Raw genomic sequence first — 24,294 nt, forward strand, 5'->3', positions numbered from 1 at the left:
TAAAATTAGAAGCGGTAGTGCGAGAAAGCTTTGTTGGCTTCGGCCATACGGTGCACGTCTTCACGCTTCTTAACAGCAGCACCTTTACCTTCAGCAGCATCCAGCAGTTCGCCAGCCAAGCGCAGAGCCATAGACTTCTCGCCACGCTTACGGGCGAAGTCTACCAACCAGCGCATTGCCAGAGCGTTACGGCGGGAAGGACGAACCTCGACCGGAACCTGGTAAGTAGCACCACCAACGCGGCGCGACTTCACTTCGACCAGCGGAGCGATGGCGTCGAGTGCTTTTTCGAAGAGTTCCAGGGGATCGGTGCCGGCCTTACGAGCCTTCACGGTTTCCAGGGCACCATAAACGATACGCTCGGCAACGGCTTTCTTGCCGCTTTCCATAACGTGGTTCATGAATTTGGCGAGGATCTGGCTTCCGTATTTCGGATCGTCCAGAATCTCACGCTTTGCTGCTACGCGACGTCTTGGCATGATAAGCCCTCAAGCGGTCTTCAGGTTAGTTCGGGACAGATCCAGTGGATGCAAGCCCGACCTTACTCTTATCGACTCAATAAAATGAAAATCTGCAAAACGGCCGATTACTTCGGACGCTTGGTACCGTACTTCGAACGACCCTGGTTACGGCCTTTAACGCCGGAAGTATCCAAGGAGCCGCGAACGGTGTGGTAACGAACACCTGGCAAGTCTTTTACACGACCGCCGCGGATCAGTACCACGCTGTGCTCTTGCAGGTTGTGGCCTTCACCACCGATGTACGAGGAAACCTCGAAACCGTTGGTCAGACGCACACGGCATACTTTACGCAGTGCCGAGTTAGGTTTTTTCGGCGTGGTGGTGTACACACGGGTGCACACGCCACGACGTTGCGGGCAGTTCTGCAGCGCAGGTACGTCGGATTTCTCGACGATACGCTTACGCGGCTGACGTACCAGCTGGTTGATAGTTGCCATCTACTAGCTCCACTGTTGTCTTGCGACGCTATTGTCTTGCAAGAAAAGCAAAATGACAGGAACGGATTCCCGCCAAATTTAGGGGATCAAGAGTCTAAAGAGGATCTTGTCCCCAGTCAAGGCAAGGCCCCGACCTCCCCGCCCGTCGAACCTTGACAATTTGTCTCGATTCGACGAACGGAGCGATCAGGGCCTCAGCTCATTTATCGCAGAACTCAGTTACCGCTCGAGTTCAACGCTTCGGTCAGTGCAGCTTCCACTTCACTGGCGCTTACGCGCAACGGCTTGTCTGCATCACGACGACGCTTGCGCTCGCTGTGATAAGCCAGACCGGTACCGGCCGGGATCAGACGACCCACGACCACGTTTTCTTTCAGGCCGCGCAAGTAGTCGCGCTTGCCGGTGACTGCCGCTTCGGTCAATACGCGGGTGGTTTCCTGGAAGGAAGCCGCCGAGATGAACGATTCGGTGGACAACGACGCCTTGGTGATACCCAGCAGAACGCGGGTGAACTTGGAGACAAACTTGTCTTCCGCGTTCAGACGCTCGTTCTCTACCAGTACGTGAGTCAGTTCCATCTGGTCGCCCTTGATGAAGCTGGAATCGCCGGACTCGGAGATCTCAACCTTACGCAGCATCTGACGCAGGATGGTCTCGATGTGCTTGTCGTTGATCTTCACGCCTTGCAGACGGTAAACGTCCTGGATCTCGTTCACGATGTATTTGGCCAGCGCGCTCACACCCAGCAGACGCAGGATGTCGTGCGGATCGCTTGGACCGTCGGAGATAACTTCGCCGCGGTTTACCTGTTCGCCTTCGAACACGTTCAGGTGACGCCACTTCGGAATCAGCTCTTCGTACGGATCACTACCGTCGTTCGGGGTAATGACCAGACGGCGTTTGCCTTTGGTCTCTTTACCGAACGCGATGGTGCCGCTGACTTCAGCCAAAATCGATGCTTCTTTCGGACGACGAGCTTCGAACAGGTCGGCAACACGCGGCAGACCACCGGTGATGTCGCGAGTTTTCGAAGTTTCTTGCGGGATACGAGCGATAACATCACCGATCGCGATCTTCGCACCGTCCGCAACACCGACCAGGGCGTTGGCTGGCAGGAAGTACTGAGCGATAACGTCAGTGCCTGGCAGCAACAGATCCTTGCCGTTGTCGTCGACCATCTTCACTGCTGGACGGATTTCTTTGCCCGCAGCTGGACGATCTTTCGCGTCGAGTACTTCAATGTTGGTCATACCGGTCAATTCGTCAGTCTGACGCTTGATCGTGATGCCTTCTTCCATGCCCACGTAGGTCACGGTACCTTTCATTTCGGTAACGATCGGGTGAGTGTGCGGATCCCACTTGGCCACGATTGCGCCAGCGTCGACCTTGTCACCTTCTTTAACCGAGATCACAGCACCGTACGGCAGCTTGTAACGCTCACGCTCACGACCGAAGTCATCAGCGATTGCCAGCTCACCGGAACGGGATACAGCAACCAGGTGGCCATCCACACGCTCAACGTGCTTCAGGTTGTGCAGACGGACAGTACCGCCATTCTTCACCTGAACGCTGTCGGCTGCGGAAGTACGGCTTGCCGCACCACCGATGTGGAACGTACGCATGGTCAGCTGGGTACCCGGCTCACCGATGGACTGGGCAGCAATAACGCCGACCGCTTCACCGATGTTCACCTGGTGACCACGAGCCAGATCACGGCCGTAGCACTTGGCGCAAATGCCATAGCGGGTTTCGCAGCTGATCGGCGAACGCACGATCACTTCGTCGATGCTGTTCAGCTCGATGAACTCGACCCACTTCTCGTCTACCAGGGTACCGGCAGGAACGATGACGTCCTCGGTGCCAGGCTTGAATACGTCACGGGCAATAACACGACCCAATACGCGCTCACCCAACGGCTCTACAACGTCACCGCCTTCAATGTGCGGAGTCATCAGCAGACCGTGTTCGGTGCCGCAATCGATCTCGGTTACAACCAGATCCTGCGCCACGTCTACCAGACGACGAGTCAGGTAACCGGAGTTCGCAGTTTTCAACGCGGTATCCGCCAGACCTTTACGAGCACCGTGAGTCGAGATGAAGTACTGGAGTACGCTCAGACCTTCACGGAAGTTCGCAGTAATCGGCGTTTCAATGATGGAACCGTCCGGCTTGGCCATCAGACCACGCATACCGGCCAGCTGACGAATCTGTGCTGCGGAACCCCGCGCACCCGAGTCGGCCATCATGTACATCGAGTTGAAGGACTCTTGGTCGACTTCGTCGCCGTGACGGTCGATGACCTTCTCTTTCGAGAGGTTGGCCATCATCGCCTTGGAAACTTCGTCGTTCGCCTTCGACCAAAGGTCGATCACTTTGTTGTACTTCTCGCCCTGGGTTACCAGGCCGGAGGCGTACTGGCTTTCGATCTCTTTCACTTCGTCAGTGGCTGCACCGATGATGCGGGCTTTTTCATCCGGGATAACGAAGTCGTTAACACCGATGGAAACGCCGGAGATGGTCGAGTAAGCGAAACCGGTGTACATCAACTGGTCAGCGAAGATCACGGTCTCTTTCAGACCAACCACGCGGTAGCACTGGTTGATCAGCTTGGAGATCGCCTTTTTCTTCATCGGCAGGTTGACGACGTCGTACGACAGACCTTTTGGCACAACCTGGAACAGCAGCGCACGGCCGACGGTAGTATCGACGATACGGGTACCGCTCACGCTGTTGCCGTCACGGTCGTTGACGGTTTCGTTGATACGAACCTTGACCTTGGCATGCAGTGCGGCTTCGCCGGCACGGAACACACGGTCAACTTCCTGCAGATCCGCGAACACACGACCTTCGCCCTTGGCGTTGATCGCTTCACGAGTCATGTAGTACAGACCCAATACAACGTCCTGCGACGGCACGATGATTGGCTCACCGTTGGCTGGCGACAGAATGTTGTTGGTCGACATCATCAACGCACGCGCTTCGAGCTGGGCTTCCAGCGTCAGCGGTACGTGCACGGCCATTTGGTCGCCGTCGAAGTCGGCGTTGTATGCGGCGCAGACCAGAGGATGCAGCTGGATAGCCTTACCTTCGATCAGTACCGGTTCAAACGCCTGGATACCCAGACGGTGAAGGGTCGGTGCACGGTTGAGAAGAACCGGGTGTTCGCGAATCACTTCAGCGAGAACGTCCCAAACCTCTGGCAGTTCGCGCTCGACCATTTTCTTGGCCGCTTTGATGGTGGTCGCGAGACCACGCATTTCCAGCTTGCCGAAAATGAACGGTTTGAACAGCTCGAGAGCCATCTTCTTCGGCAGACCGCACTGGTGCAGACGCAGGGTCGGACCTACGGTAATTACCGAACGACCGGAGTAGTCAACACGCTTACCGAGCAAGTTCTGACGGAAACGACCTTGCTTACCCTTGATCATGTCAGCCAGGGATTTCAGAGGACGCTTGTTCGAACCGGTGATAGCGCGGCCACGACGACCGTTGTCGAGCAGTGCATCGACAGCTTCCTGCAACATGCGCTTTTCGTTGCGCACGATGATGTCCGGAGCGGACAGATCCAGCAGGCGCTTCAAACGGTTGTTACGGTTGATCACTCGACGATACAGATCGTTGAGGTCGGAAGTCGCGAAACGACCGCCATCCAGCGGGACCAGTGGACGCAGATCTGGCGGCAGAACCGGCAGAACGGTCAGCACCATCCACTCTGGCAGGTTGCCGGAACCCTGGAAGGCTTCCATCAACTTCAGACGCTTGGACAGTTTCTTGATCTTGGTTTCCGAGTTGGTTTGCGGAATCTCTTCGCGCAGACGGCCAATCTCGTGCTCCAGGTCGATAGCGTGGAGCAGTTCACGGACAGCTTCTGCACCCATGCGGGCGTCGAAGTCGTCACCGAACTCTTCCAGCGCTTCGAAGTACTGCTCGTCGTTCAGCAGCTGACCTTTTTCAAGGGTGGTCATGCCCGGATCGATAACGACATAGCTCTCGAAGTAGAGAACGCGTTCGATATCACGCAGGGTCATGTCCATCAGCAGGCCGATACGGGACGGCAGCGATTTCAGGAACCAGATGTGGGCAACCGGCGAAGCCAGCTCGATGTGCGCCATGCGCTCACGACGAACCTTTGCCAGTGCAACTTCAACGCCGCACTTCTCGCAGATCACACCACGATGCTTCAAGCGCTTGTACTTACCGCACAGGCACTCGTAATCCTTTACCGGGCCAAAGATCTTGGCGCAGAACAGACCGTCACGCTCAGGTTTGAACGTACGGTAGTTGATGGTTTCCGGCTTTTTAACTTCACCGAACGACCACGAGCGGATCATCTCAGGCGAGGCCAATCCGATACGGATGGCGTCGAACTCTTCGACTTGACCCTGGTTTTTCAGCAAATTCAGTAGGTCTTTCAAGGCCTTTCCTCCTGGCGGAGCAGAGAGCGGGCAGTCCTGCCCCGCTCTCGATCGCGTCACGTGTTATTCGGTTTCCAGATCGATATCGATGCCGAGGGAACGAATTTCCTTGATCAACACGTTGAAGGACTCGGGCATGCCCGGCTCCATACGGTGATCGCCATCCACGATGTTTTTGTACATCTTGGTACGGCCGTTCACATCGTCCGACTTCACTGTGAGCATTTCTTGCAGAGTGTAAGCAGCACCGTATGCTTCCAGTGCCCAGACCTCCATCTCCCCGAAACGCTGACCACCGAACTGCGCCTTACCACCCAGCGGCTGCTGGGTAACCAGGCTGTACGAACCGGTAGAACGCGCGTGCATCTTGTCGTCTACCAAGTGGTTCAGCTTCAGCATGTACATGTAGCCAACGGTAACTGGACGCTCGAACTTGTTGCCGGTACGGCCGTCAGTCAGCTGCATCTGGCCGCTTTCCGGCAGGTCTGCCAGTTTCAGCATGGCCTTGATTTCGCTTTCCTTGGCACCGTCGAACACTGGAGTGGCCATTGGAACGCCGCCACGCAGGTTCTTCGCCAGATCCAGGATTTCCTGATCGGAGAAGCTGTCCAGATCTTCGTTACGACCGCCGATCTGGTTGTAGATCTCGTCCAGGAAGGTGCGCAGCTCTGCGACTTTACGCTGCTCTTCGACCATCCGGTTGATCTTCTCGCCCAGACCTTTGGCCGCGAGGCCCAGGTGGGTTTCAAGGATCTGACCAACGTTCATACGCGAAGGTACGCCCAACGGGTTGAGGACGACGTCGACCGGGGTGCCATTGGCATCGTGCGGCATGTCTTCAACCGGCATGATCACGGAGACCACACCTTTGTTACCGTGACGACCGGCCATCTTGTCGCCCGGCTGGATGCGACGACGGATTGCCAGGTAAACCTTGACGATTTTCAGCACGCCTGGAGCCAGGTCATCGCCCTGCTGCAGTTTGCGCTTCTTGTCTTCGAACTTGTCGTCCAGCAGACGGCGGCGATCAACGATGTAGGCCTGAGCCTTCTCGAGCTGCTCGTTCAGAGCATCTTCAGCCATGCGCAGTTTGAACCACTGGCCATGCTCAAGACCGTCGAGAACTTCGTCGGTGATGTCCTGACCTTTCTTCAGACCGGCGCCGCCTTCGGCCTTGTGGCCTACCAGAGCGGAGCGCAGACGTTCGAAGGTCGCGCCTTCAACGATACGGAACTCTTCGTTCAGGTCCTTGCGGATCTCGTCCAGCTGGGACTTCTCGATCGACAGTGCACGAGCATCACGCTCAACGCCGTCGCGGGTGAAGACCTGTACGTCGATGACAGTACCTTTGGTACCGGTAGGCACACGCAGGGAGGTGTCTTTAACGTCACTGGCTTTTTCACCGAAGATCGCACGCAGCAGTTTTTCTTCCGGAGTCAGTTGGGTCTCGCCTTTCGGAGTGACCTTACCGACCAGGATGTCGCCTGCGCCTACTTCAGCACCTACGTAGACGATACCGGCTTCGTCCAGCTTGTTCAGTGCAGCTTCACCCACGTTCGGGATGTCCGCAGTGATTTCCTCTGGACCAAGCTTGGTGTCACGGGCCACACAGGTCAGTTCCTGAATGTGGATCGTGGTGAAACGGTCTTCCTGAACCACACGCTCGGAAAGGCAGATGGAGTCTTCGAAGTTGAAGCCGTTCCATGCCATGAACGCGATGCGCATGTTCTGACCCAGTGCCAGTTCACCCATGTCGGTGGACGGGCCGTCGGCCATGATGTCGCTACGCTGAACGCGATCGCCCTTGCTCACCAGCGGACGCTGGTTGATGCAGGTGTTCTGGTTCGAGCGGGTGTATTTGGTCAGGTTGTAGATGTCTACACCAGCTTCGCCGGTTTCAACTTCGTCATCAGCAACACGAACCACGATACGGCTGGCATCAACGGAGTCGATCACGCCGCCACGACGAGCCACGACGCAAACGCCGGAGTCGCGAGCCACGTTACGCTCCATGCCGGTACCTACCAGCGGCTTGTCAGCGCGCAGGGTTGGTACAGCTTGACGCTGCATGTTCGAACCCATCAACGCACGGTTGGCGTCGTCGTGCTCGAGGAACGGAATCAGCGACGCTGCGACCGAAACTACCTGCTTCGGCGAAACGTCCATCAGGGTGACGTCTTCCGGCGCCTTGACGGTGAATTCGTTCAGGTGACGTACGGCTACCAGTTCGTCGATCAGGACTTTCTGGTCGTTCATGGTCGCCGAAGCCTGCGCGATCACGTGATCGGCTTCTTCAATGGCGGACAGGAACACGATCTCGTCGGTGACTACACCCTCTTTCACCACACGGTACGGGCTTTCCAGGAAGCCGTACTGGTTGGTGCGGGCATAAGCAGCCAGGGAGTTGATCAGACCGATGTTCGGACCTTCCGGCGTTTCAATCGGGCAGACACGACCATAGTGAGTCGGGTGTACGTCACGGACTTCAAAGCCTGCGCGCTCACGAGTCAGACCGCCAGGGCCGAGTGCAGATACACGACGCTTGTGGGTGATCTCGGACAGCGGGTTGTTCTGGTCCATGAACTGCGAGAGCTGGCTGGAACCGAAGAACTCCTTCACCGCCGCAGCCACTGGCTTGGCGTTGATCAGGTCTTGCGGCATCAGGCCTTCGCTTTCAGCCATCGACAGACGCTCTTTGACCGCACGCTCAACACGTACCAGGCCAACGCGGAACTGGTTCTCGGCCATTTCGCCTACGCAGCGAACACGACGGTTACCCAAGTGGTCGATGTCATCGACGATGCCTTTACCGTTACGGATGTCGACCAGGGTCTTCAGTACCGCGACGATGTCTTCCTTGCACAGCACGCCCGAACCTTCGATCTCGGTACGACCGATACGACGGTTGAACTTCATCCGGCCGACCGCAGACAGGTCATAGCGCTCAGGGCTGAAGAACAGGTTGTTGAACAGGGTTTCGGCAGCGTCTTTGGTTGGTGGCTCACCTGGACGCATCATGCGATAGATTTCGACCAGCGCTTCCAATTGGTTGCTGGTGGAGTCGATCTTCAGCGTGTCGGAGATGAACGGACCGCAGTCGATGTCGTTGGTGTACAGAGTTTCGATGCGAACAACGCCAGCCTTGGCGATTTTCGCCAGGACTTCGGTCGACAGCTCGGTGTTGCACTCTGCCAGGATTTCGCCGGTAGCCGGATGCACGATGACCTTGGCGGTGGTGCGACCCAGGACATAGTCCAGAGGCACGTCCAGCTCTTTGATCCCGGCCTTTTCCAGCTGGTTGATGTGGCGGGCAGTAATACGACGGCCCTGCTCGACAATAACCTTGCCTTTATCGTCCTGGATATCGAGGACAGCCACTTCACCGCGCAGACGCTGAGGCACCAGTTCCAGGCTCAGGCCTTCGCCTTTAACGTGGAATACGTTGGTGGTGTAGAAAGCGTCCAGCACTTCTTCGGTGGTGTAGCCGAGCGCGCGCAGGAGCACCGAGGCCGGCAGCTTGCGACGACGGTCGATACGCACGAACACGCAGTCTTTCGGGTCGAACTCGAAGTCCAGCCACGAACCGCGGTAAGGAATGATGCGCGCGGAGTACAACAGTTTACCGGAGCTGTGCGTCTTGCCGCGGTCGTGGTCGAAGAACACGCCCGGGGAACGGTGCAGCTGGGAAACGATAACACGCTCGGTACCGTTGATTACGAAGGTACCGTTCTCAGTCATCAATGGGATTTCGCCCATGTAGACTTCTTGCTCTTTGATGTCCTTGATCGCTTTGTTCGACGATTCTTTGTCGAAAATGATCAGGCGCACTTTTACCCGCAAAGGTACGGCGAAAGTTACACCGCGCAATACGCATTCTTTGACATCAAATGCCGGTTCGCCCAGGCGATAACCGACGTACTCCAGCGCAGCATTGCCGGAGTAGCTGATGATCGGGAAAACGGATTTGAAGGCCGCATGCAGGCCCACGTCGCGGAACTGATCTTTAGTCGCTCCCGCTTGCAAGAATTCACGATACGAATCCAGCTGGATGGCCAGGAGGTACGGCACATCCATGACGTCCGGCAACTTGCTAAAGTCCTTGCGGATACGTTTTTTCTCAGTATATGAGTAAGCCATCAGCGTTCCCCAGCTTGGTCACCTGCTTGTTTGGCCCCTCCCGACGGGAGCAGCCAGAAAATCGTGCAAACCCCATGGTTTGCGCCACCGCATCGGGTGGTTACAGCGCCTTTATCAGCACCGACCCAGTCGGCTGCCAATAACGGAAAAAGGCCGGTGGCAAGAGCCACCAGCCATCAGCCTGTCGCTTGACGCTCGGGCTGGAGGAGCAAAGTCGATACTTATTTCAGCTCGACTTTAGCGCCTGCTTCTTCCAGCTTCTTCTTGGCGTCTTCAGCAGCTTCTTTCGAAACGCCTTCAGCTACAACCTGAGGAGCGCCGTCTACTTTCTCTTTGGCTTCTTTCAGGCCCAGACCGGTCAGTTCACGAACTGCCTTGATCACGTTAACCTTCTTCTCGCCAGCTTCCAGCAGAACAACGTTGAACTCGGTTTGCTCTTCAACAGCAGCAGCAGCTACAGCTGGGCCAGCCGAAGCGGCAGCAGCGGTAACACCGAAGGTTTCTTCCATCGCTTTGATCAGCTCAACGATTTCCACTACGGATTTCTGGCCGATTGCTTCGATGATTTGTTCGTTAGTCAGAGACATGACTCAATTCCTGAATTGGGGGACGGCCTACGCGACCATCGAAATAAACAAAAAACGCGAGAAGTTGACGAGCCTTAGGCTGCGGCAGCTTCTTTCTGGTCGCGAATTGCCGCCAGAGTACGAGCCAACTTGCTGGTAGCGCCTTGAATCACGCTCATCAGCTGAGAAATTGCTTCGTCACGGGTCGGCAGAGTTGCCAGTACGTCGATCTGATTAGCTGCGAGGAACTTGCCCTCGAACGCAGCTGCCTTGATCTCGAACTTGTCCTGACCCTTGGCAAACTCTTTGAAGATACGGGCAGCAGCGCCCGGATGTTCGTTCGAGAATGCAATCAGGGTCGGGCCGGTGAACACGTCGTTGAGAACACTGTATTCAGTGTCAGCAACTGCGCGCTTGAGCAGGGTGTTACGTACAACACGTACGTAAACGCCAGCTTCACGAGCCTCTTTACGGAGTCCGGTCATTGCGCCTACTGTTACGCCACGGGCATCAACCACGACAGCGGACAGAGCGACTTTGGCAGCCTCGTTGACTTCAGCGACGATGGCCTTCTTGTCTTCGAGATTAATTGCCACGGGTTTAACTCCTGCTTGTTACCGTTTCACTCGGTCGAAACCGAATGTCGTTTTGGTGTCTGATTCGGTAAGGAACCGGGAGCACCATCTGCGTAGGCTTGTGGTTTAAGGCTTGCGCCGCCTACGGTCTTGGATAGCCCCCGCCAGGCAGGGACCCCAATCTTTCAATTGGCGCGAATAATCGCACCAACCTTTGTCTTACGCGTCCAGCGAGCTCTGGTCGATAACCAGACCTGGGCCCATAGTGGTGCTCAGGGTAACGCGCTTGACGTAGATACCTTTCGAGGAAGCTGGTTTGATACGCTTCAGGTCAGCGATCAGGGCTTCAACGTTTTCCTTCAGCTTGACGGCATCGAAGCCGATCTTGCCAACGGAGGTGTGGATGATGCCGTTTTTGTCGGTGCGATAACGAACCTGACCAGCCTTGGCGTTTTTAACCGCGGTAGCTACGTCTGGAGTTACGGTGCCGACTTTCGGGTTAGGCATCAGGCCACGTGGACCGAGGATCTGACCCAGTTGACCTACAACGCGCATGGCATCCGGGGATGCGATCACTACGTCATAGTTCAGGTCGCCGCCTTTCATTTCGGCAGCCAGATCGTCCATACCTACACGGTCAGCGCCGGCAGCCAGAGCGGCCTCAGCAGCTGGACCCTGGGTGAACACAGCAACGCGAACGGTCTTGCCAGTGCCGTGTGGCAGCACAGTAGCGCTACGAACAACCTGGTCGGATTTACGCGGGTCTACACCCAGGTTTACAGCAACGTCGAACGACTCGCTGAACTTGACAGTCGACAGCTCAGCCAGCAGAGCAGCAGCGTCTACAATGTTGTAGGCCTTGCCTGCTTCGATTTTGCCGGCGATAGCCTTTTGACGCTTGGTCAGCTTAGCCATTACACACCCTCCACGTTAAGGCCCATGCTACGAGCAGAACCGGCGATAGTACGCACGGCTGCATCCATATCAGCTGCAGTCAGATCCGCGTTTTTGGTTTTCGCGATTTCTTCCAGCTGAGCACGGGTAACAGTGCCAACCTTAACGGTGTTCGGACGAGCGGAACCGCTGGTCAGACCGGCCGCCTTCTTCAGCAGAACCGAAGCAGGGGTGGATTTGGTTTCGAAAGTGAAGCTACGGTCGCTGTAGACAGTGATGATCACTGGAGTCGGCAGACCTGCTTCAAGACCCTGAGTACGGGCGTTGAAAGCCTTGCAGAATTCCATGATGTTCACGCCGTGCTGACCCAGAGCAGGACCAACAGGTGGGCTTGGGTTAGCCTGAGCGGCCTTCACTTGCAGCTTGATGTAAGCGGTAATCTTCTTGGCCATGAGGCACTCCAATTACGGGTTCGAACGCCTCGAAAGGCTCCCCGGTTACTTGCGCGTTTATCCCAGTGACGACAAAACCCCACAGCCTAGGGCTGCGGGGTTGGGATGCTTGTTCAGTTAGACCTTTTCGACCTGACTGAACTCCAACTCTACCGGGGTAGAGCGACCGAAAATAAGCACTGCCACCTGGACACGGCTTTTTTCGTAGTTAACTTCTTCGACGGTGCCGTTAAAGTCAGCGAATGGACCGTCAGTAACACGAACCACCTCACCCGGCTCAAACAGAGTCTTCGGCTTCGGCTTATCGCTACCATCAGCAACGCGACGTAGAATGGCTTCCGCCTCTTTGTCGGTGATTGGAGCCGGCTTGTCGGCGGTACCGCCAATAAAGCCCATCACCCGAGGAGTATCCTTGACCAAGTGCCAAGTACCCTCATTCATATCCATCTGTACCAGCACATAGCCTGGGAAGAACTTGCGTTCGCTTTTGCGCTTCTGGCCATTACGCATTTCAACCACTTCTTCAGTGGGAACCAGAATTTCGCCGAAGCCATCTTCCATGCCAGCCAGCTTAACGCGCTCAATCAGCGAGCGCATGACATGCTTCTCGTAACCCGAGTAAGCATGCACAACGTACCAACGCTTAGCCACGGGACACCCTTAGCCGACAATCAAGGAAACAAGCCAGCCGAGCAGGGAATCAACACCCCACAACAGCAACGCCATTACGATAACCACAGCAACAACGATCAACGTTGTCTGAGTGGTTTCCTGGCGAGTTGGCCATACGACTTTACGAATCTCGGTGCGCGCTTCCTTAACCAGTACAAAGAACGACTTGCCCTTTGCAGTCTGCAGGCCTACAAAGGCAGCTACAGCAGCAATTACGAGCAAAGCGAGTACACGGTACAGGATCGGCGAAGCAGCGTAATACTGATTGCCAACAACGCCAACAACCACCAAAGCAACTACTACAAGCCACTTGAGCAGATCGAAGCGAGAGCCTTGAGCTTCAGCCTTAGGAGTCATCTATGAAGATCCTGTGAAAAGAAAGCCAGACACACCGAGTGAATCTGGCAGGTCAGGAGGGAATCGAACCCCCAACCTACGGTTTTGGAGACCGTCGCTCTGCCAATTGAGCTACTGACCTAAAACAAAATCAGGCCGACCATTATGCCGGCCCGAAAAATACATTACAACCGCTTATTCGATGATTTTGGCTACGACACCAGCGCCGACGGTACGACCGCCTTCACGGATAGCGAAACGCAGACCATCTTCCATCGCGATGGTTTTGATCAGGGTAACAGTCATCTGAATGTTGTCACCTGGCATTACCATTTCAACGCCTTCTGGCAGCTCGCAGTTACCAGTCACGTCAGTAGTACGGAAGTAGAACTGTGGACGGTAGCCTTTGAAGAACGGAGTGTGACGACCGCCTTCTTCCTTGCTCAGAACGTAAACTTCTGCGGTGAACTTGGTGTGCGGCTTAACCGAACCTGGCTTGACCAGAACCTGACCACGCTCAACGTCGTCACGCTTGGTACCACGCAGCAGAACGCCGCAGTTCTCGCCAGCACGACCTTCGTCGAGCAGCTTGCGGAACATCTCAACACCGGTGCAGGTGGTGGTGGTGGTGTCGCGCAGACCAACGATTTCCAGTGCATCTTGAACGCGAACGATACCGCGCTCGATACGACCAGTCACAACAGTACCACGACCCGAGATCGAGAATACGTCTTCGATTGGCATCAGGAATGGCTTGTCGATCATACGAACTGGTTCTGGGATGTAGCTGTCCAGAGTTTCAACCAGCTTCTTGACGGCAGTGGTGCCCATCTCGTTGTCGTCTTTGCCTTCCAGCGCCATACGAGCCGAACCGATGATGATTGGAGTATCATCGCCCGGGAAGTCGTAGGTGGACAGCAGGTCGCGAACTTCCATCTCAACCAGTTCCAGCAGCTCAGCGTCGTCTACCAGATCAGCCTTGTTCAGGAAAACCACGATGTACGGAACGCCTACCTGGCGGGACAGCAGGATGTGCTCACGGGTTTGTGGCATCGGACCATCAGCTGCCGAGCAAACCAGAATAGCGCCGTCCATTTGAGCAGCACCGGTGATCATGTTCTTCACATAGTCAGCGTGACCTGGGCAGTCAACGTGAGCGTAGTGACGGATCAGCGAGTTGTACTCAACGTGTGCGGTGTTGATGGTGATACCGCGAGCTTTTTCTTCTGGAGCGCTGTCGATCTTGTCGAATTCAACTACGGCCGAACCGAAAACTTCGGAGCAGACGCGAGTCAGAGCAGCGGTCAGAGTGGTTTTACCGTGGTCAACGTGACCAATGGTCCCTACGTTGACGTGGGGCAGGGAACGATCAAATTTTTCCTTAGCCATCGATAACACCCTCAACAGAAGAATTAGACGAACGATATCTACCATTAAAACAAAGGCAGATATTTTCATATCTGCCTTGTTATATGGAGCTCTTGAGCGGATTTGAACCGCTGACCTCACCCTTACCAAGGGTGTGCTCTACCAACTGAGCTACAAGAGCGTAAAACTTTGCACAACCTGCAAACTTGGAGCGGGTAGCGGGAATCGAACCCGCATCATCAGCTTGGAAGGCTGAGGTTCTACCACTAAACTATACCCGCGGAGCTTGCAGCTCACGCTAAAAATGGTGGAGGGGGAAGGATTCGAACCTTCGAAGTCGTAGACGTCAGATTTACAGTCTGATCCCTTTGGCCGCTCGGGAACCCCTCCTAAGCGAGCCGGCATTCTATACTACGCCGACCTTCTGTCAAGCATTTTCTCATTAAAAACCTGAGGTTAGCTGCGTTGACACCGCTCCGCTTTGACAACCTGTTTAGGTGTTCGCTGTGGAGCGGGCGCCATTCTATGCAAACTATTCCAGCGGTGCAACCCCCTCACACAGCATTATTTTATGTTTTAACTCATTGAATTCCTTGGAAAGGTTCTGCAACTGCACATCCCCCAATAAACGCTGGCTTTCGGGCGCAATGCGCAGCCAGAAACCAGGCTCGGGAAGATCCTTTTGCGACGCCTGAACCTTCACACTCATGGTAGCTAGACGCAGCTGCAGCGCGGAAATACTGTTTTCTTGAGTCAAACCACCCAAAAACAGACACTCCTGTCCGGCACGGCGCGCGTCCTGCCCTGCCCCAGAGCCACCAGCCGCCTCACTCAATAAACGAATATCTTGCTGGGACCCACGGTACATACTGAGGGGCGTGACATCTTTCGCACGCAAGGGCGCTTCCTGCTGATGCCAGACGTAATAGAACACATTGAGAACAACGAGCAGCAGGAACAACCAACGCATACGAACCTCAAGTTAAAGGGCACGCCATCGCCAAACCTACAAATACCAGGTCGGGGACGATCCGAGCATCAGGCACGACGTCCGCCACCAACCCAGCATCGCCACCGGTAATAAAGACAGTAAAGCGCTCCCCCCAATAGGATCGAGCCATTTCCATCTGGGTCAGGACAAAACCTCTCAACATTAAAGAGCACCCGCGCTCCACCGCCTCTACGGTACTGCGCCCTGGAGCATGGCTCGTCAGCGCTTTTTCGGCAGCCAAGTCCCCATAACGGATTTTCCGGGTATGTGTACGCAATTGGTTACGCATCAAGGGCATCCCTGGGCAAATGAATCCCCCCAGGTGCTCACCTTCGGCATTAATAAAGTCGGCCGTCACTGCGGTGCCGAAATCCAGAATCAGACAGGCGCCTGCAGCCAAATGAAAGCCACCAAGCATCGCCAACCAACGATCCAACCCCAAGCGTTCATAGTCGTCATAGCCATTCTTGACACCAGACATTTCACTGGCTGACTCGGCGCACACGACCGAAACCCCGAACGTCTGCTCGAGAATTCGGGTGAGCGCGGCAGTTTCTTCACCGGTCCTTACGCTGACCAACCGACATTTACGCAGCGACATGCTGTCAAATGCGCACAGGCTCTCCACCAGAGCTTGATCCGAGTCGACAACGCCTTCCGCGAACAGACCGCCAGCAGCTGCATTCAATACACGCCACTTGATAAAGCTATTCCCACAGTCGAGCTCAAGAATCATCACGCAACCTCAGGCTGAGCTCACCACCACTAAACACTCTTTCCACGCCGTCCACCTTCAAGCGCAGCGCACCCTGGCTATCAATGCCAAGCACTACGCCTTCTATATGACTAACGCCCGCAATCAAGGAAACCGGACGCCCTTGCCACATGTGATCCTTTTCCCACTCTTCCTGGAACGCAGAGAAACCATCAACCTGATGACGCTGGATATAGCCGCGCAGTTGCTCGCTCAACTCAGCCACCAATACGTTGCGATCGCAGCTTTTGCCCGTCTCGAGCCGAATCGACGTCCATTGCTGGTCAACCTCCTCAGCAACCTGCATGTTCACATTAATGCCTATACCCAGCACCACATGGCAAACATCTGCCGGATCCCCTACTAGCTCAAGAAGAATACCCGCGATTTTCTTGTTTCCGACCAACACATCGTTGGGCCACTTCAATCCTGCACCCGCCACTCCCAGCTTTCGCAAGGCACGCATAACAGCCAAGCCGACCACCAGACTCAAGCCCTCAAGCTGGCGCATGCCGCCTTCGATGCGAAGAACCAAGCTGTAGTAGAGATTTTCAGCAAAAGGGCTTACCCACTTGCGACCCCGGCGACCGCGACCGGAAATCTGTCGCTCTGCCAATACCAGAAACGGCGCCGCTCGACCCTGATTGATCGCGCGAAGCGCCTCTGCGTTAGTGGAATCAATGGAATCAAAGATTGTAATCGGCCAAACCGCTGCCAAGGCACCAATCTTCAGAGGATCGAGCAGCGTCAAGGGCGTAGCCAGTTGATAGCCTCTGCCCCGGACTTTGTTAATGGACAACCCGAGTTCAGCCTCAAGATGCTGAAGCTGCTTCCACACCGCACTTCGACTGATTCCCAGGGCAACCCCCAGAGCCTCGCCGGAATGGAATCGACCATCCTTTAATAAATTCAACAACGTCAGCATGCAGGTCTCGCCTCACAATGAGGCCCGAATAATAGCCATGCGCCGGGCGATTGCATAGAAATCAAGCGCAGCACTTTCCTGCGGGCAAAACAAAACCCCAACTGCTTTCGCAATTGGGGTTTCGGAATTTAATCTTGACGATGACCTACTCTCACATGGGGAAACCCCACACTACCATCGGCGATGCATCGTTTCACTTCTGAGTTCGGGATGGGATCAGGTGGTTCCAACGCTCTATGGTCGTCAAGAAATTCGGGTACTGACTCGCGACCTGTTGGCCTCGCTTCAGCAAATCGGGTATGTGATACAGGTGTTTGTGAGCAGCGCGAACTTTCGGTTCATTGCGTCTTCACACACCGCAATCTGGTCTCTTTCGAGCATTCAGATTGCTTGGGTGTTATATGGTCAAGCCTCACGGGCAATTAGTATTGGTTAGCTCAACGCCTCACAGCGCTTACACACCCAACCTATCAACGTCGTAGTCTTCGACGGCCCTTCAGGGAACTCAAGGTTCCAGTGAGATCTCATCTTGAGGCAAGTTTCCCGCTTAGATGCTTTCAGCGGTTATCTTTCCCGAACATAGCTACCCGGCAATGCCACTGGCGTGACAACCGGAACACCAGAGGTTCGTCCACTCCGGTCCTCTCGTACTAGGAGCAGCCCCTCTCAAATCTCAAACGTCCACGGCAGATAGGGACCGAACTGTCTCACGACGTTCTAAACCCAGCTCGCGTACCACTTTAAATGGCGAACAGCCATACCCTTGGGACCGGCTTCAGCCCCAGGATGTGATGAGCCGACATCGAGGTGCCAAACACCGCCGTCGATATGAACTCTTGGGCGGTATCAGCCTGTTATCCCCGGAGTACCTTTTATCCGTTGAGCGATGGCCCTTCCATACAGAACCACCGGATCACTAAGACCTACTTTCGTACCTGCTCGACGTGTCTGTCTCGCAGTCAAGCGCGCTTTTGCCTTTATACTCTACGACCGATTTCCGACCGGTCTGAGCGCACCTTCGTACTCCTCCGTTACTCTTTAGGAGGAGACCGCCCCAGTCAAACTACCCACCATACACTGTCCTCGATCCGGATAACGGACCTGAGTTAGAACCTCAAAGTTGCCAGGGTGGTATTTCAAGGATGGCTCCACGCGAACTGGCGTCCACGCTTCAAAGCCTCCCACCTATCCTACACAAGCAAATTCAAAGTCCAGTGCAAAGCTATAGTAAAGGTTCACGGGGTCTTTCCGTCTAGCCGCGGATACACTGCATCTTCACAGCGATTTCAATTTCACTGAGTCTCGGGTGGAGACAGCGCCGCCATCGTTACGCCATTCGTGCAGGTCGGAACTTACCCGACAAGGAATTTCGCTACCTTAGGACCGTTATAGTTACGGCCGCCGTTTACCGGGGCTTCGATCAAGAGCTTCGCGTTAGCTAACCCCATCAATTAACCTTCCGGCACCGGGCAGGCGTCACACCCTATACGTCCACTTTCGTGTTTGCAGAGTGCTGTGTTTTTAATAAACAGTCGCAGCGGCCTGGTATCTTCGACCGGCATGAGCTTACGGAGCAAGTCCTTCACCCTCACCGGCGCACCTTCTCCCGAAGTTACGGTGCCATTTTGCCTAGTTCCTTCACCCGAGTTCTCTCAAGCGCCTTGGTATTCTCTACCCAACCACCTGTGTCGGTTTGGGGTACGGTTCCTGGTTACCTGAAGCTTAGAAGCTTTTCTTGGAAGCATGGCATCAACCACTTCGTCACCCAAAGGGTAACTCGTCATCAGCTCTCGGCCTTAAGATCCCGGATTTACCTAAGATCTCAGCCTACCACCTTAAACTTGGACAACCAACGCCAAGCTGGCCTAGCCTTCTCCGTCCCTCCATCGCAATAACCAGAAGTACAGGAATATTAACCTGTTTTCCATCGACTACGCTTTTCAGCCTCGCCTTAGGGACCGACTAACCCTGCGTCGATTAACGTTGCGCAGGAAACCTTGGTCTTTCGGCGTGGGTGTTTTTCACACCCATTGTCGTTACTCATGTCAGCATTCGCACTTCTGATACCTCCAGCAAGCTTCTCAACTCACCTTCACAGGCTTACAGAACGCTCCTCTACCGCATCACTTGCGTGATACCCGTAGCTTCGGTGTATGGTTTGAGCCCCGTTACATCTTCCGCGCAGGCCGACTCGACTAGTGAGCTATTACGCTTTCTTTAAAGGGTGGCTGCTTCTAAGCCAACCTCCTAGCTGTCTAAGCCTTCCCACATCGTTTCCCACTTAACCATAACTTTGGGACCTTAGCTGACGGTCTGGGTTGTTTCCCTTTTCACGACGGACGTTAGCACCCGCCGTGTGTCTCCCATGCTCGGCACTTGTAGGTATTCGGAGTTTGCATCGGTTTGGTAAGTCGGGATGACCCCCTAGCCGAAACAGTGCTCTACCCCCTACAGTGATACATGAGGCGCTACCTAAATAGCTTTCGAGGAGAACCAGCTATCTCCGAGCTTGATTAGCCTTTCACTCCGATCCACAGGTCATCCGCTAACTTTTCAACGGTAGTCGGTTCGGTCCTCCAGTCAGTGTTACCTAACCTTCAACCTGCCCATGGATAGATCGCCCGGTTTCGGGTCTATTCCCAGCGACTAGACGCCCTATTAAGACTCGCTTTCGCTACGCCTCCCCTATTCGGTTAAGCTCGCCACTGAAAATAAGTCGCTGACCCATTATACAAAAGGTACGCAGTCACCCAACAAAGTGGGCTCCCACTGCTTGTACGCATACGGTTTCAGGATCTATTTCACTCCCCTCTCCGGGGTTCTTTTCGCCTTTCCCTCACGGTACTAGTTCACTATCGGTCAGTCAGTAGTATTTAGCCTTGGAGGATGGTCCCCCCATATTCAGACAAAGTTTCTCGTGCTCCGTCCTACTCGATTTCATGACTAAGAGACTTTCGCGTACAGGGCTATCACCCACTATGGCCGCACTTTCCAGAGCGTTCCGCTAATCTCAAAGCCACTTAAGGGCTAGTCCCCGTTCGCTCGCCACTACTAAGGGAATCTCGGTTGATTTCTTTTCCTCAGGGTACTTAGATGTTTCAGTTCCCCTGGTTCGCCTCTTGCACCTATGTATTCAGTACAAGATAACCATCTTGTGATGGCTGGGTTCCCCCATTCAGACATCTCCGGATCAAAGTCTGTTTGCCGACTCCCCGAAGCTTTTCGCAGGCTACCACGTCTTTCATCGCCTCTGACTGCCAAGGCATCCACCGTATGCGCTTCTTCACTTGACCATATAACCCCAAGCAATCTGGTTATACTGTGAAGACGACATTCGCCGAAAATTCGCAAAACTCTTAAGAGTCACTCACAAATTTTACCTTAGCCTGATCCGTTACCAGTGAAAGTAACGTTCAGTCTATCTTTCTATCACATACCCAAATTTTTAAAGAACGATCTAATCAAAAGACTAGAAATCAGCATTCACCATCACAGCGATGGAATGCTCATTTCTAAGCTTTCAAACTTCAGAAGCAGTGGTGGTGGAGCCAAGCGGGATCGAACCGCTGACCTCCTGCGTGCAAGGCAGGCGCTCTCCCAGCTGAGCTATGGCCCCGTATCTCTACAGGTTTCCCACACAAAAATTGGTGGGTCTGGGCAGATTCGAACTGCCGACCTCACCCTTATCAGGGGTGCGCTCTAACCAACTGAGCTACAGACCCAATTTCGGGCTGCTTCTATCGTCTTCTTCAATGAATCAAGCAATTCGTGTGGGAACTTATGGAGCAGCTGATGTCGTCGATTAAGGAGGTGATCCAGCCGCAGGTTCCCCTACGGCTACCTTGTTACGACTTCACCCCAGTCATGAATCACACCGTGGTAACCGTCCTCCCGAAGGTTAGACTAGCTACTTCTGGTGCAACCCACTCCCATGGTGTGACGGGCGGTGTGTACAAGGCCCGGGAACGTATTCACCGCGACATTCTGATTCGCGATTACTAGCGATTCCGACTTCACGCAGTCGAGTTGCAGACTGCGATCCGGACTACGATCGGTTTTGTGGGATTAGCTCCACCTCGCGGCTTGGCAACCCTCTGTACCGACCATTGTAGCACGTGTGTAGCCCAGGCCGTAAGGGCCATGATGACTTGACGTCATCCCCACCTTCCTCCGGTTTGTCACCGGCAGTCTCCTTAGAGTGCCCACCATTACGTGCTGGTAACTAAGGACAAGGGTTGCGCTCGTTACGGGACTTAACCCAACATCTCACGACACGAGCTGACGACAGCCATGCAGCACCTGTCTCAATGTTCCCGAAGGCACCAATCCATCTCTGGAAAGTTCATTGGATGTCAAGGCCTGGTAAGGTTCTTCGCGTTGCTTCGAATTAAACCACATGCTCCACCGCTTGTGCGGGCCCCCGTCAATTCATTTGAGTTTTAACCTTGCGGCCGTACTCCCCAGGCGGTCAACTTAATGCGTTAGCTGCGCCACTAAGAGCTCAAGGCTCCCAACGGCTAGTTGACATCGTTTACGGCGTGGACTACCAGGGTATCTAATCCTGTTTGCTCCCCACGCTTTCGCACCTCAGTGTCAGTATCAGTCCAGGTGGTCGCCTTCGCCACTGGTGTTCCTTCCTATATCTACGCATTTCACCGCTACACAGGAAATTCCACCACCCTCTACCATACTCTAGCTTGCCAGTTTTGGATGCAGTTCCCAGGTTGAGCCCGGGGATTTCACATCCAACTTAACAAACCACCTACGCGCGCTTTACGCCCAGTAATTCCGATTAACGCTTGCACCCTCTGTATTACCGCGGCTGCTGGCACAGAGTTAGCCGGTGCTTATTCTGTCGGTAACGTCAAAATTGCAGAGTATTAATCTACAACCCTTCCTCCCAACTTAAAGTGCTTTACAATCCGAAGACCTTCTTCACACACGCGGCATGGCTGGATCAGGCTTTCGCCCATTGTCCAATATTCCCCACTGCTGCCTCCCGTAGGAGTCTGGACCGTGTCTCAGTTCCAGTGTGACTGATCATCCTCTCAGACCAGTTACGGATCGTCGCCTTGGTGAGCCATTACCTCACCAACTAGCTAATCCGACCTAGGCTCATCTGATAGCGCAAGGCCCGAAGGTCCCCTGCTTTCTCCCGTAGGACGTATGCGGTATTAGCGTTCCTTTCGAAACGTTGTCCCCCACTACCAGGCAGATTCCTAGGCATTACTCACCCGTCCGCCGCTGAATCCAGGAGCAAGCTCCCTTCATCCGCTCGACTTGCATGTGTTAGGCCTGCCGCCAGCGTTCAATCTGAGCCATGATCAAACTCTTCAGTTCAAACATCTTTGGGTTTTTAAGAAACCCTAAACTTGGCTCAGCAATCGTTGGTTACATCTTTGATTTCTCGCGGAGTAACTTGTGATGCTGATAATCTTGCTGACTATCAGCCTGACTCCACAAGCACCCACACGAATTGCTTGATTCAGTTGTTAAAGAGCGGTTGGTTAAGATCTTTCGTCTCAACCGAGGCGCGCATTCTACAGCAGCCTCATTTGTTGTCAAGTGATTATTTTCAGAAGTTTTCGAAGATTTCTTCAACAACTTCAACCACTTGCGCTTCCGATCTCTCGTTAGCGGGAGGCGAATTCTACAGCGTTACACGCTGCTGTCAACACCTCTTTTTCTCCGCTTTCGACCGAGAAGATCGAACCGTCAAAAGAGCCAAACATCACCGCTCTTTCAACTCCTTCCAGGCCTCGATGAACTGAAGCAAGTCGCTGTCGAAAACCGCATAACTCATTGAATCTCAAGGAGTTTTCCGTTTCGACTGCGCCGGAAGTGGGGCGAATTATAGACTTCTAAAATTCGCCGTCAACCCTTATTTCAAACTTTATTCAGCTTTCAGTGTGATTCGTGCAAATGCCTTCTTGCCCGCCTGGCAAACGTGGGTCGCGCCCAACACATATATAAAGGAGCGATCAACCACCTCACCATCCACACGCACACCGCCAGAAGCCAACAGATCACGCGCCGCTGCCGAGTTCTTCACCAGGCCTGCCTTATTAAGCACGGCCGCAATTGGCATATCTTCAGCAGAGGCGAGTTCGATCTCCGGCAGATCATCCGGCAGTTCGCCATCCTTCATACGGTTACCGGCCGCGCGATGAGCATTGGCAGCAGCCTCTTCACCATGGAAACGCGCAACAATCTCTTCCGCCAACTTGATCTTGATGTCGCGCGGGTTAGCCCCCGCTTCCACATCTGCACGGAAGGCATTGATCTCATCCATCGAACGGAAGCTGAGCAGTTCAAAGTAACGCCACATCAGCGCATCCGGAATCGAAACCAGCTTGCCGTACATCACACCTGGTGCTTCCTGAATACCGACGTAATTGCCCAACGACTTGGACATCTTCTTCACGCCATCCAGGCCCTCGAGCAACGGCATGGTCAGAATGCACTGAGCTTCCTGACCATAACCACGCTGCAGCTCACGCCCCATCAGCAAGTTGAACTTCTGATCGGTTCCACCCAACTCGACATCCGCGCGCAGAGCAACCGAGTCATAGCCCTGGACCAGCGGATAGAGGAACTCATGAATAGCGATCGGCTGATTAGTGGAGTAACGCTTGTCGAAGTCATCACGCTCAAGCATGCGTGCGACGGTGTATTGCGAAGTCAGACGAATGAAGTCCGCCGGCCCCATCTGATCCATCCAGGTGGAGTTGAACGCAACTTCGGTTTTCGCCGGATCAAGAATCTTGAACACTTGAGTCTTGTACGTTTCAGCGTTTTCGAGAACCTGCTCGCGAGTCAAAGGAGGACGAGTGGCACTCTTGCCACTTGGATCACCGATCATCCCGGTGAAGTCACCAATAAGGAAGATCACCTGATGCCCCAGCTCCTGGAACTGGCGCAGCTTATTAATAAGCACGGTGTGACCCAAGTGCAGATCCGGGGCGGTTGGATCGAAACCAGCCTTGATACGCAGCGGCTGGCCGCGCTTGAGCTTCTCGATCAGCTCGGACTCGACCAATAGTTCTTCCGCACCACGTTTAATCAGCGCTAGCTGCTCTTCAACCGACTTCATAACAGACCCGCAAGGCTCAGATTCAAAGGGAACCAACCATACAAGATCGTGCACCAATTACAAGTTTTGCCCGGCGCACGGACACCAATCTGCAGACAGGGTGTCTGTAGACTTGCTTCGGGGATGATTTGGTTATATTTTATACAGTTATTTCATCT

Annotated in this window: 15 protein-coding genes, 6 tRNA genes and 3 rRNA genes; all 24 read right to left on the bottom strand. The window is 54.4% G+C overall.

Annotated elements, in window-relative coordinates; all coding sequences use genetic code 11:
• Window positions 1–5: 5 nt before the first annotated feature.
• Complete coding sequence (rpsG, locus tag LOY52_RS24155; RefSeq protein ID WP_003228745.1) at window positions 6–479, bottom strand: 30S ribosomal protein S7; 474 nt, start codon at window positions 477–479, stop codon at window positions 6–8.
• Window positions 480–586: 107 nt separating this feature from the next.
• Window positions 587–958 carry a 30S ribosomal protein S12 gene (gene rpsL / locus LOY52_RS24160; protein ID WP_003186084.1) on the bottom strand — a complete coding sequence of 124 codons (372 nt, stop codon included), beginning with the start codon at window positions 956–958 and terminating at the stop codon, window positions 587–589.
• A 215-nt stretch (window positions 959–1,173) separates the two neighbouring features.
• Complete coding sequence (gene rpoC, locus LOY52_RS24165; protein WP_007962225.1) at window positions 1,174–5,373, bottom strand: DNA-directed RNA polymerase subunit beta'; 4,200 nt, start codon at window positions 5,371–5,373, stop codon at window positions 1,174–1,176.
• Between the two features lie 63 nt (window positions 5,374–5,436).
• Window positions 5,437–9,510 carry a DNA-directed RNA polymerase subunit beta gene (gene rpoB / locus LOY52_RS24170; RefSeq protein WP_007962226.1) on the bottom strand — a complete coding sequence of 1,358 codons (4,074 nt, stop codon included), beginning with the start codon at window positions 9,508–9,510 and terminating at the stop codon, window positions 5,437–5,439.
• 221 nt (window positions 9,511–9,731) lie between these two features.
• Window positions 9,732–10,097: a 50S ribosomal protein L7/L12 gene (gene rplL / locus LOY52_RS24175; protein ID WP_007962228.1), complete on the bottom strand. Its 366-nt coding sequence runs from the start codon at window positions 10,095–10,097 to the stop codon at window positions 9,732–9,734.
• 74 nt (window positions 10,098–10,171) lie between these two features.
• Window positions 10,172–10,672: a 50S ribosomal protein L10 gene (rplJ, locus tag LOY52_RS24180; RefSeq protein WP_003228752.1), complete on the bottom strand. Its 501-nt coding sequence runs from the start codon at window positions 10,670–10,672 to the stop codon at window positions 10,172–10,174.
• Between the two features lie 198 nt (window positions 10,673–10,870).
• Window positions 10,871–11,566, bottom strand: coding sequence for a 50S ribosomal protein L1 (gene rplA, locus LOY52_RS24185; protein ID WP_003228754.1), 696 nt, complete (start codon window positions 11,564–11,566; stop codon window positions 10,871–10,873).
• Window positions 11,566–11,997, bottom strand: a complete 432-nt coding sequence (rplK, locus tag LOY52_RS24190) for a 50S ribosomal protein L11 (RefSeq protein WP_003228756.1) — start codon at window positions 11,995–11,997, stop codon at window positions 11,566–11,568. Before rplK ends, rplA begins: the two co-directional genes overlap by 1 nt.
• A gap of 117 nt (window positions 11,998–12,114) precedes the next feature.
• Entirely contained in the window at window positions 12,115–12,648 is a 534-nt protein-coding gene (gene nusG / locus LOY52_RS24195; protein ID WP_025113545.1) for a transcription termination/antitermination protein NusG, read from the bottom strand.
• Between the two features lie 9 nt (window positions 12,649–12,657).
• On the bottom strand, window positions 12,658–13,026 hold the full coding sequence (secE, locus tag LOY52_RS24200; RefSeq protein WP_007962231.1) for a preprotein translocase subunit SecE: 369 nt from the start codon (window positions 13,024–13,026) through the stop codon (window positions 12,658–12,660).
• A 45-nt stretch (window positions 13,027–13,071) separates the two neighbouring features.
• Window positions 13,072–13,147, bottom strand: a tRNA-Trp gene (locus tag LOY52_RS24205).
• A 53-nt stretch (window positions 13,148–13,200) separates the two neighbouring features.
• Window positions 13,201–14,394, bottom strand: coding sequence for an elongation factor Tu (gene tuf, locus LOY52_RS24210; RefSeq protein WP_024164425.1), 1,194 nt, complete (start codon window positions 14,392–14,394; stop codon window positions 13,201–13,203).
• An 84-nt stretch (window positions 14,395–14,478) separates the two neighbouring features.
• A tRNA-Thr gene (locus tag LOY52_RS24215) sits at window positions 14,479–14,554 on the bottom strand.
• Between the two features lie 26 nt (window positions 14,555–14,580).
• A tRNA-Gly gene (locus LOY52_RS24220) sits at window positions 14,581–14,654 on the bottom strand.
• A gap of 24 nt (window positions 14,655–14,678) precedes the next feature.
• A tRNA-Tyr gene (locus tag LOY52_RS24225) sits at window positions 14,679–14,763 on the bottom strand.
• 142 nt (window positions 14,764–14,905) lie between these two features.
• On the bottom strand, window positions 14,906–15,343 hold the full coding sequence (locus LOY52_RS24230; protein WP_258676589.1) for a hypothetical protein: 438 nt from the start codon (window positions 15,341–15,343) through the stop codon (window positions 14,906–14,908).
• A 7-nt stretch (window positions 15,344–15,350) separates the two neighbouring features.
• Window positions 15,351–16,100 carry a pantothenate kinase gene (locus LOY52_RS24235; protein WP_258676592.1) on the bottom strand — a complete coding sequence of 250 codons (750 nt, stop codon included), beginning with the start codon at window positions 16,098–16,100 and terminating at the stop codon, window positions 15,351–15,353.
• A complete protein-coding gene (gene birA, locus LOY52_RS24240) occupies window positions 16,090–17,043 on the bottom strand; it encodes a bifunctional biotin--[acetyl-CoA-carboxylase] ligase/biotin operon repressor BirA (protein WP_258676594.1) in 954 nt (317 codons plus the stop codon). Before birA ends, LOY52_RS24235 begins: the two co-directional genes overlap by 11 nt.
• 132 nt (window positions 17,044–17,175) lie before the next feature.
• A 5S ribosomal RNA gene (rrf, locus tag LOY52_RS24245) occupies window positions 17,176–17,291 on the bottom strand.
• A gap of 153 nt (window positions 17,292–17,444) precedes the next feature.
• Window positions 17,445–20,336 (bottom strand): 23S ribosomal RNA (locus LOY52_RS24250).
• A 247-nt stretch (window positions 20,337–20,583) separates the two neighbouring features.
• Window positions 20,584–20,659 (bottom strand) — tRNA-Ala (locus LOY52_RS24255).
• A gap of 29 nt (window positions 20,660–20,688) precedes the next feature.
• Window positions 20,689–20,765 (bottom strand) — tRNA-Ile (locus LOY52_RS24260).
• Between the two features lie 81 nt (window positions 20,766–20,846).
• Window positions 20,847–22,383: ribosomal RNA gene (locus tag LOY52_RS24265) — 16S ribosomal RNA — on the bottom strand.
• Together the 16S, 23S and 5S rRNA genes with 2 tRNA genes alongside form the textbook arrangement of a ribosomal RNA operon.
• A 553-nt stretch (window positions 22,384–22,936) precedes the next feature.
• Window positions 22,937–24,136, bottom strand: coding sequence for a tyrosine--tRNA ligase (tyrS, locus tag LOY52_RS24270; RefSeq protein ID WP_258676596.1), 1,200 nt, complete (start codon window positions 24,134–24,136; stop codon window positions 22,937–22,939).
• Window positions 24,137–24,294 lie beyond the last annotated feature (158 nt).

The organism is Pseudomonas sp. B21-051, assembly GCF_024748795.1.
Classification (GTDB): Bacteria; Pseudomonadota; Gammaproteobacteria; order Pseudomonadales; family Pseudomonadaceae; genus Aquipseudomonas; species Aquipseudomonas putida_A.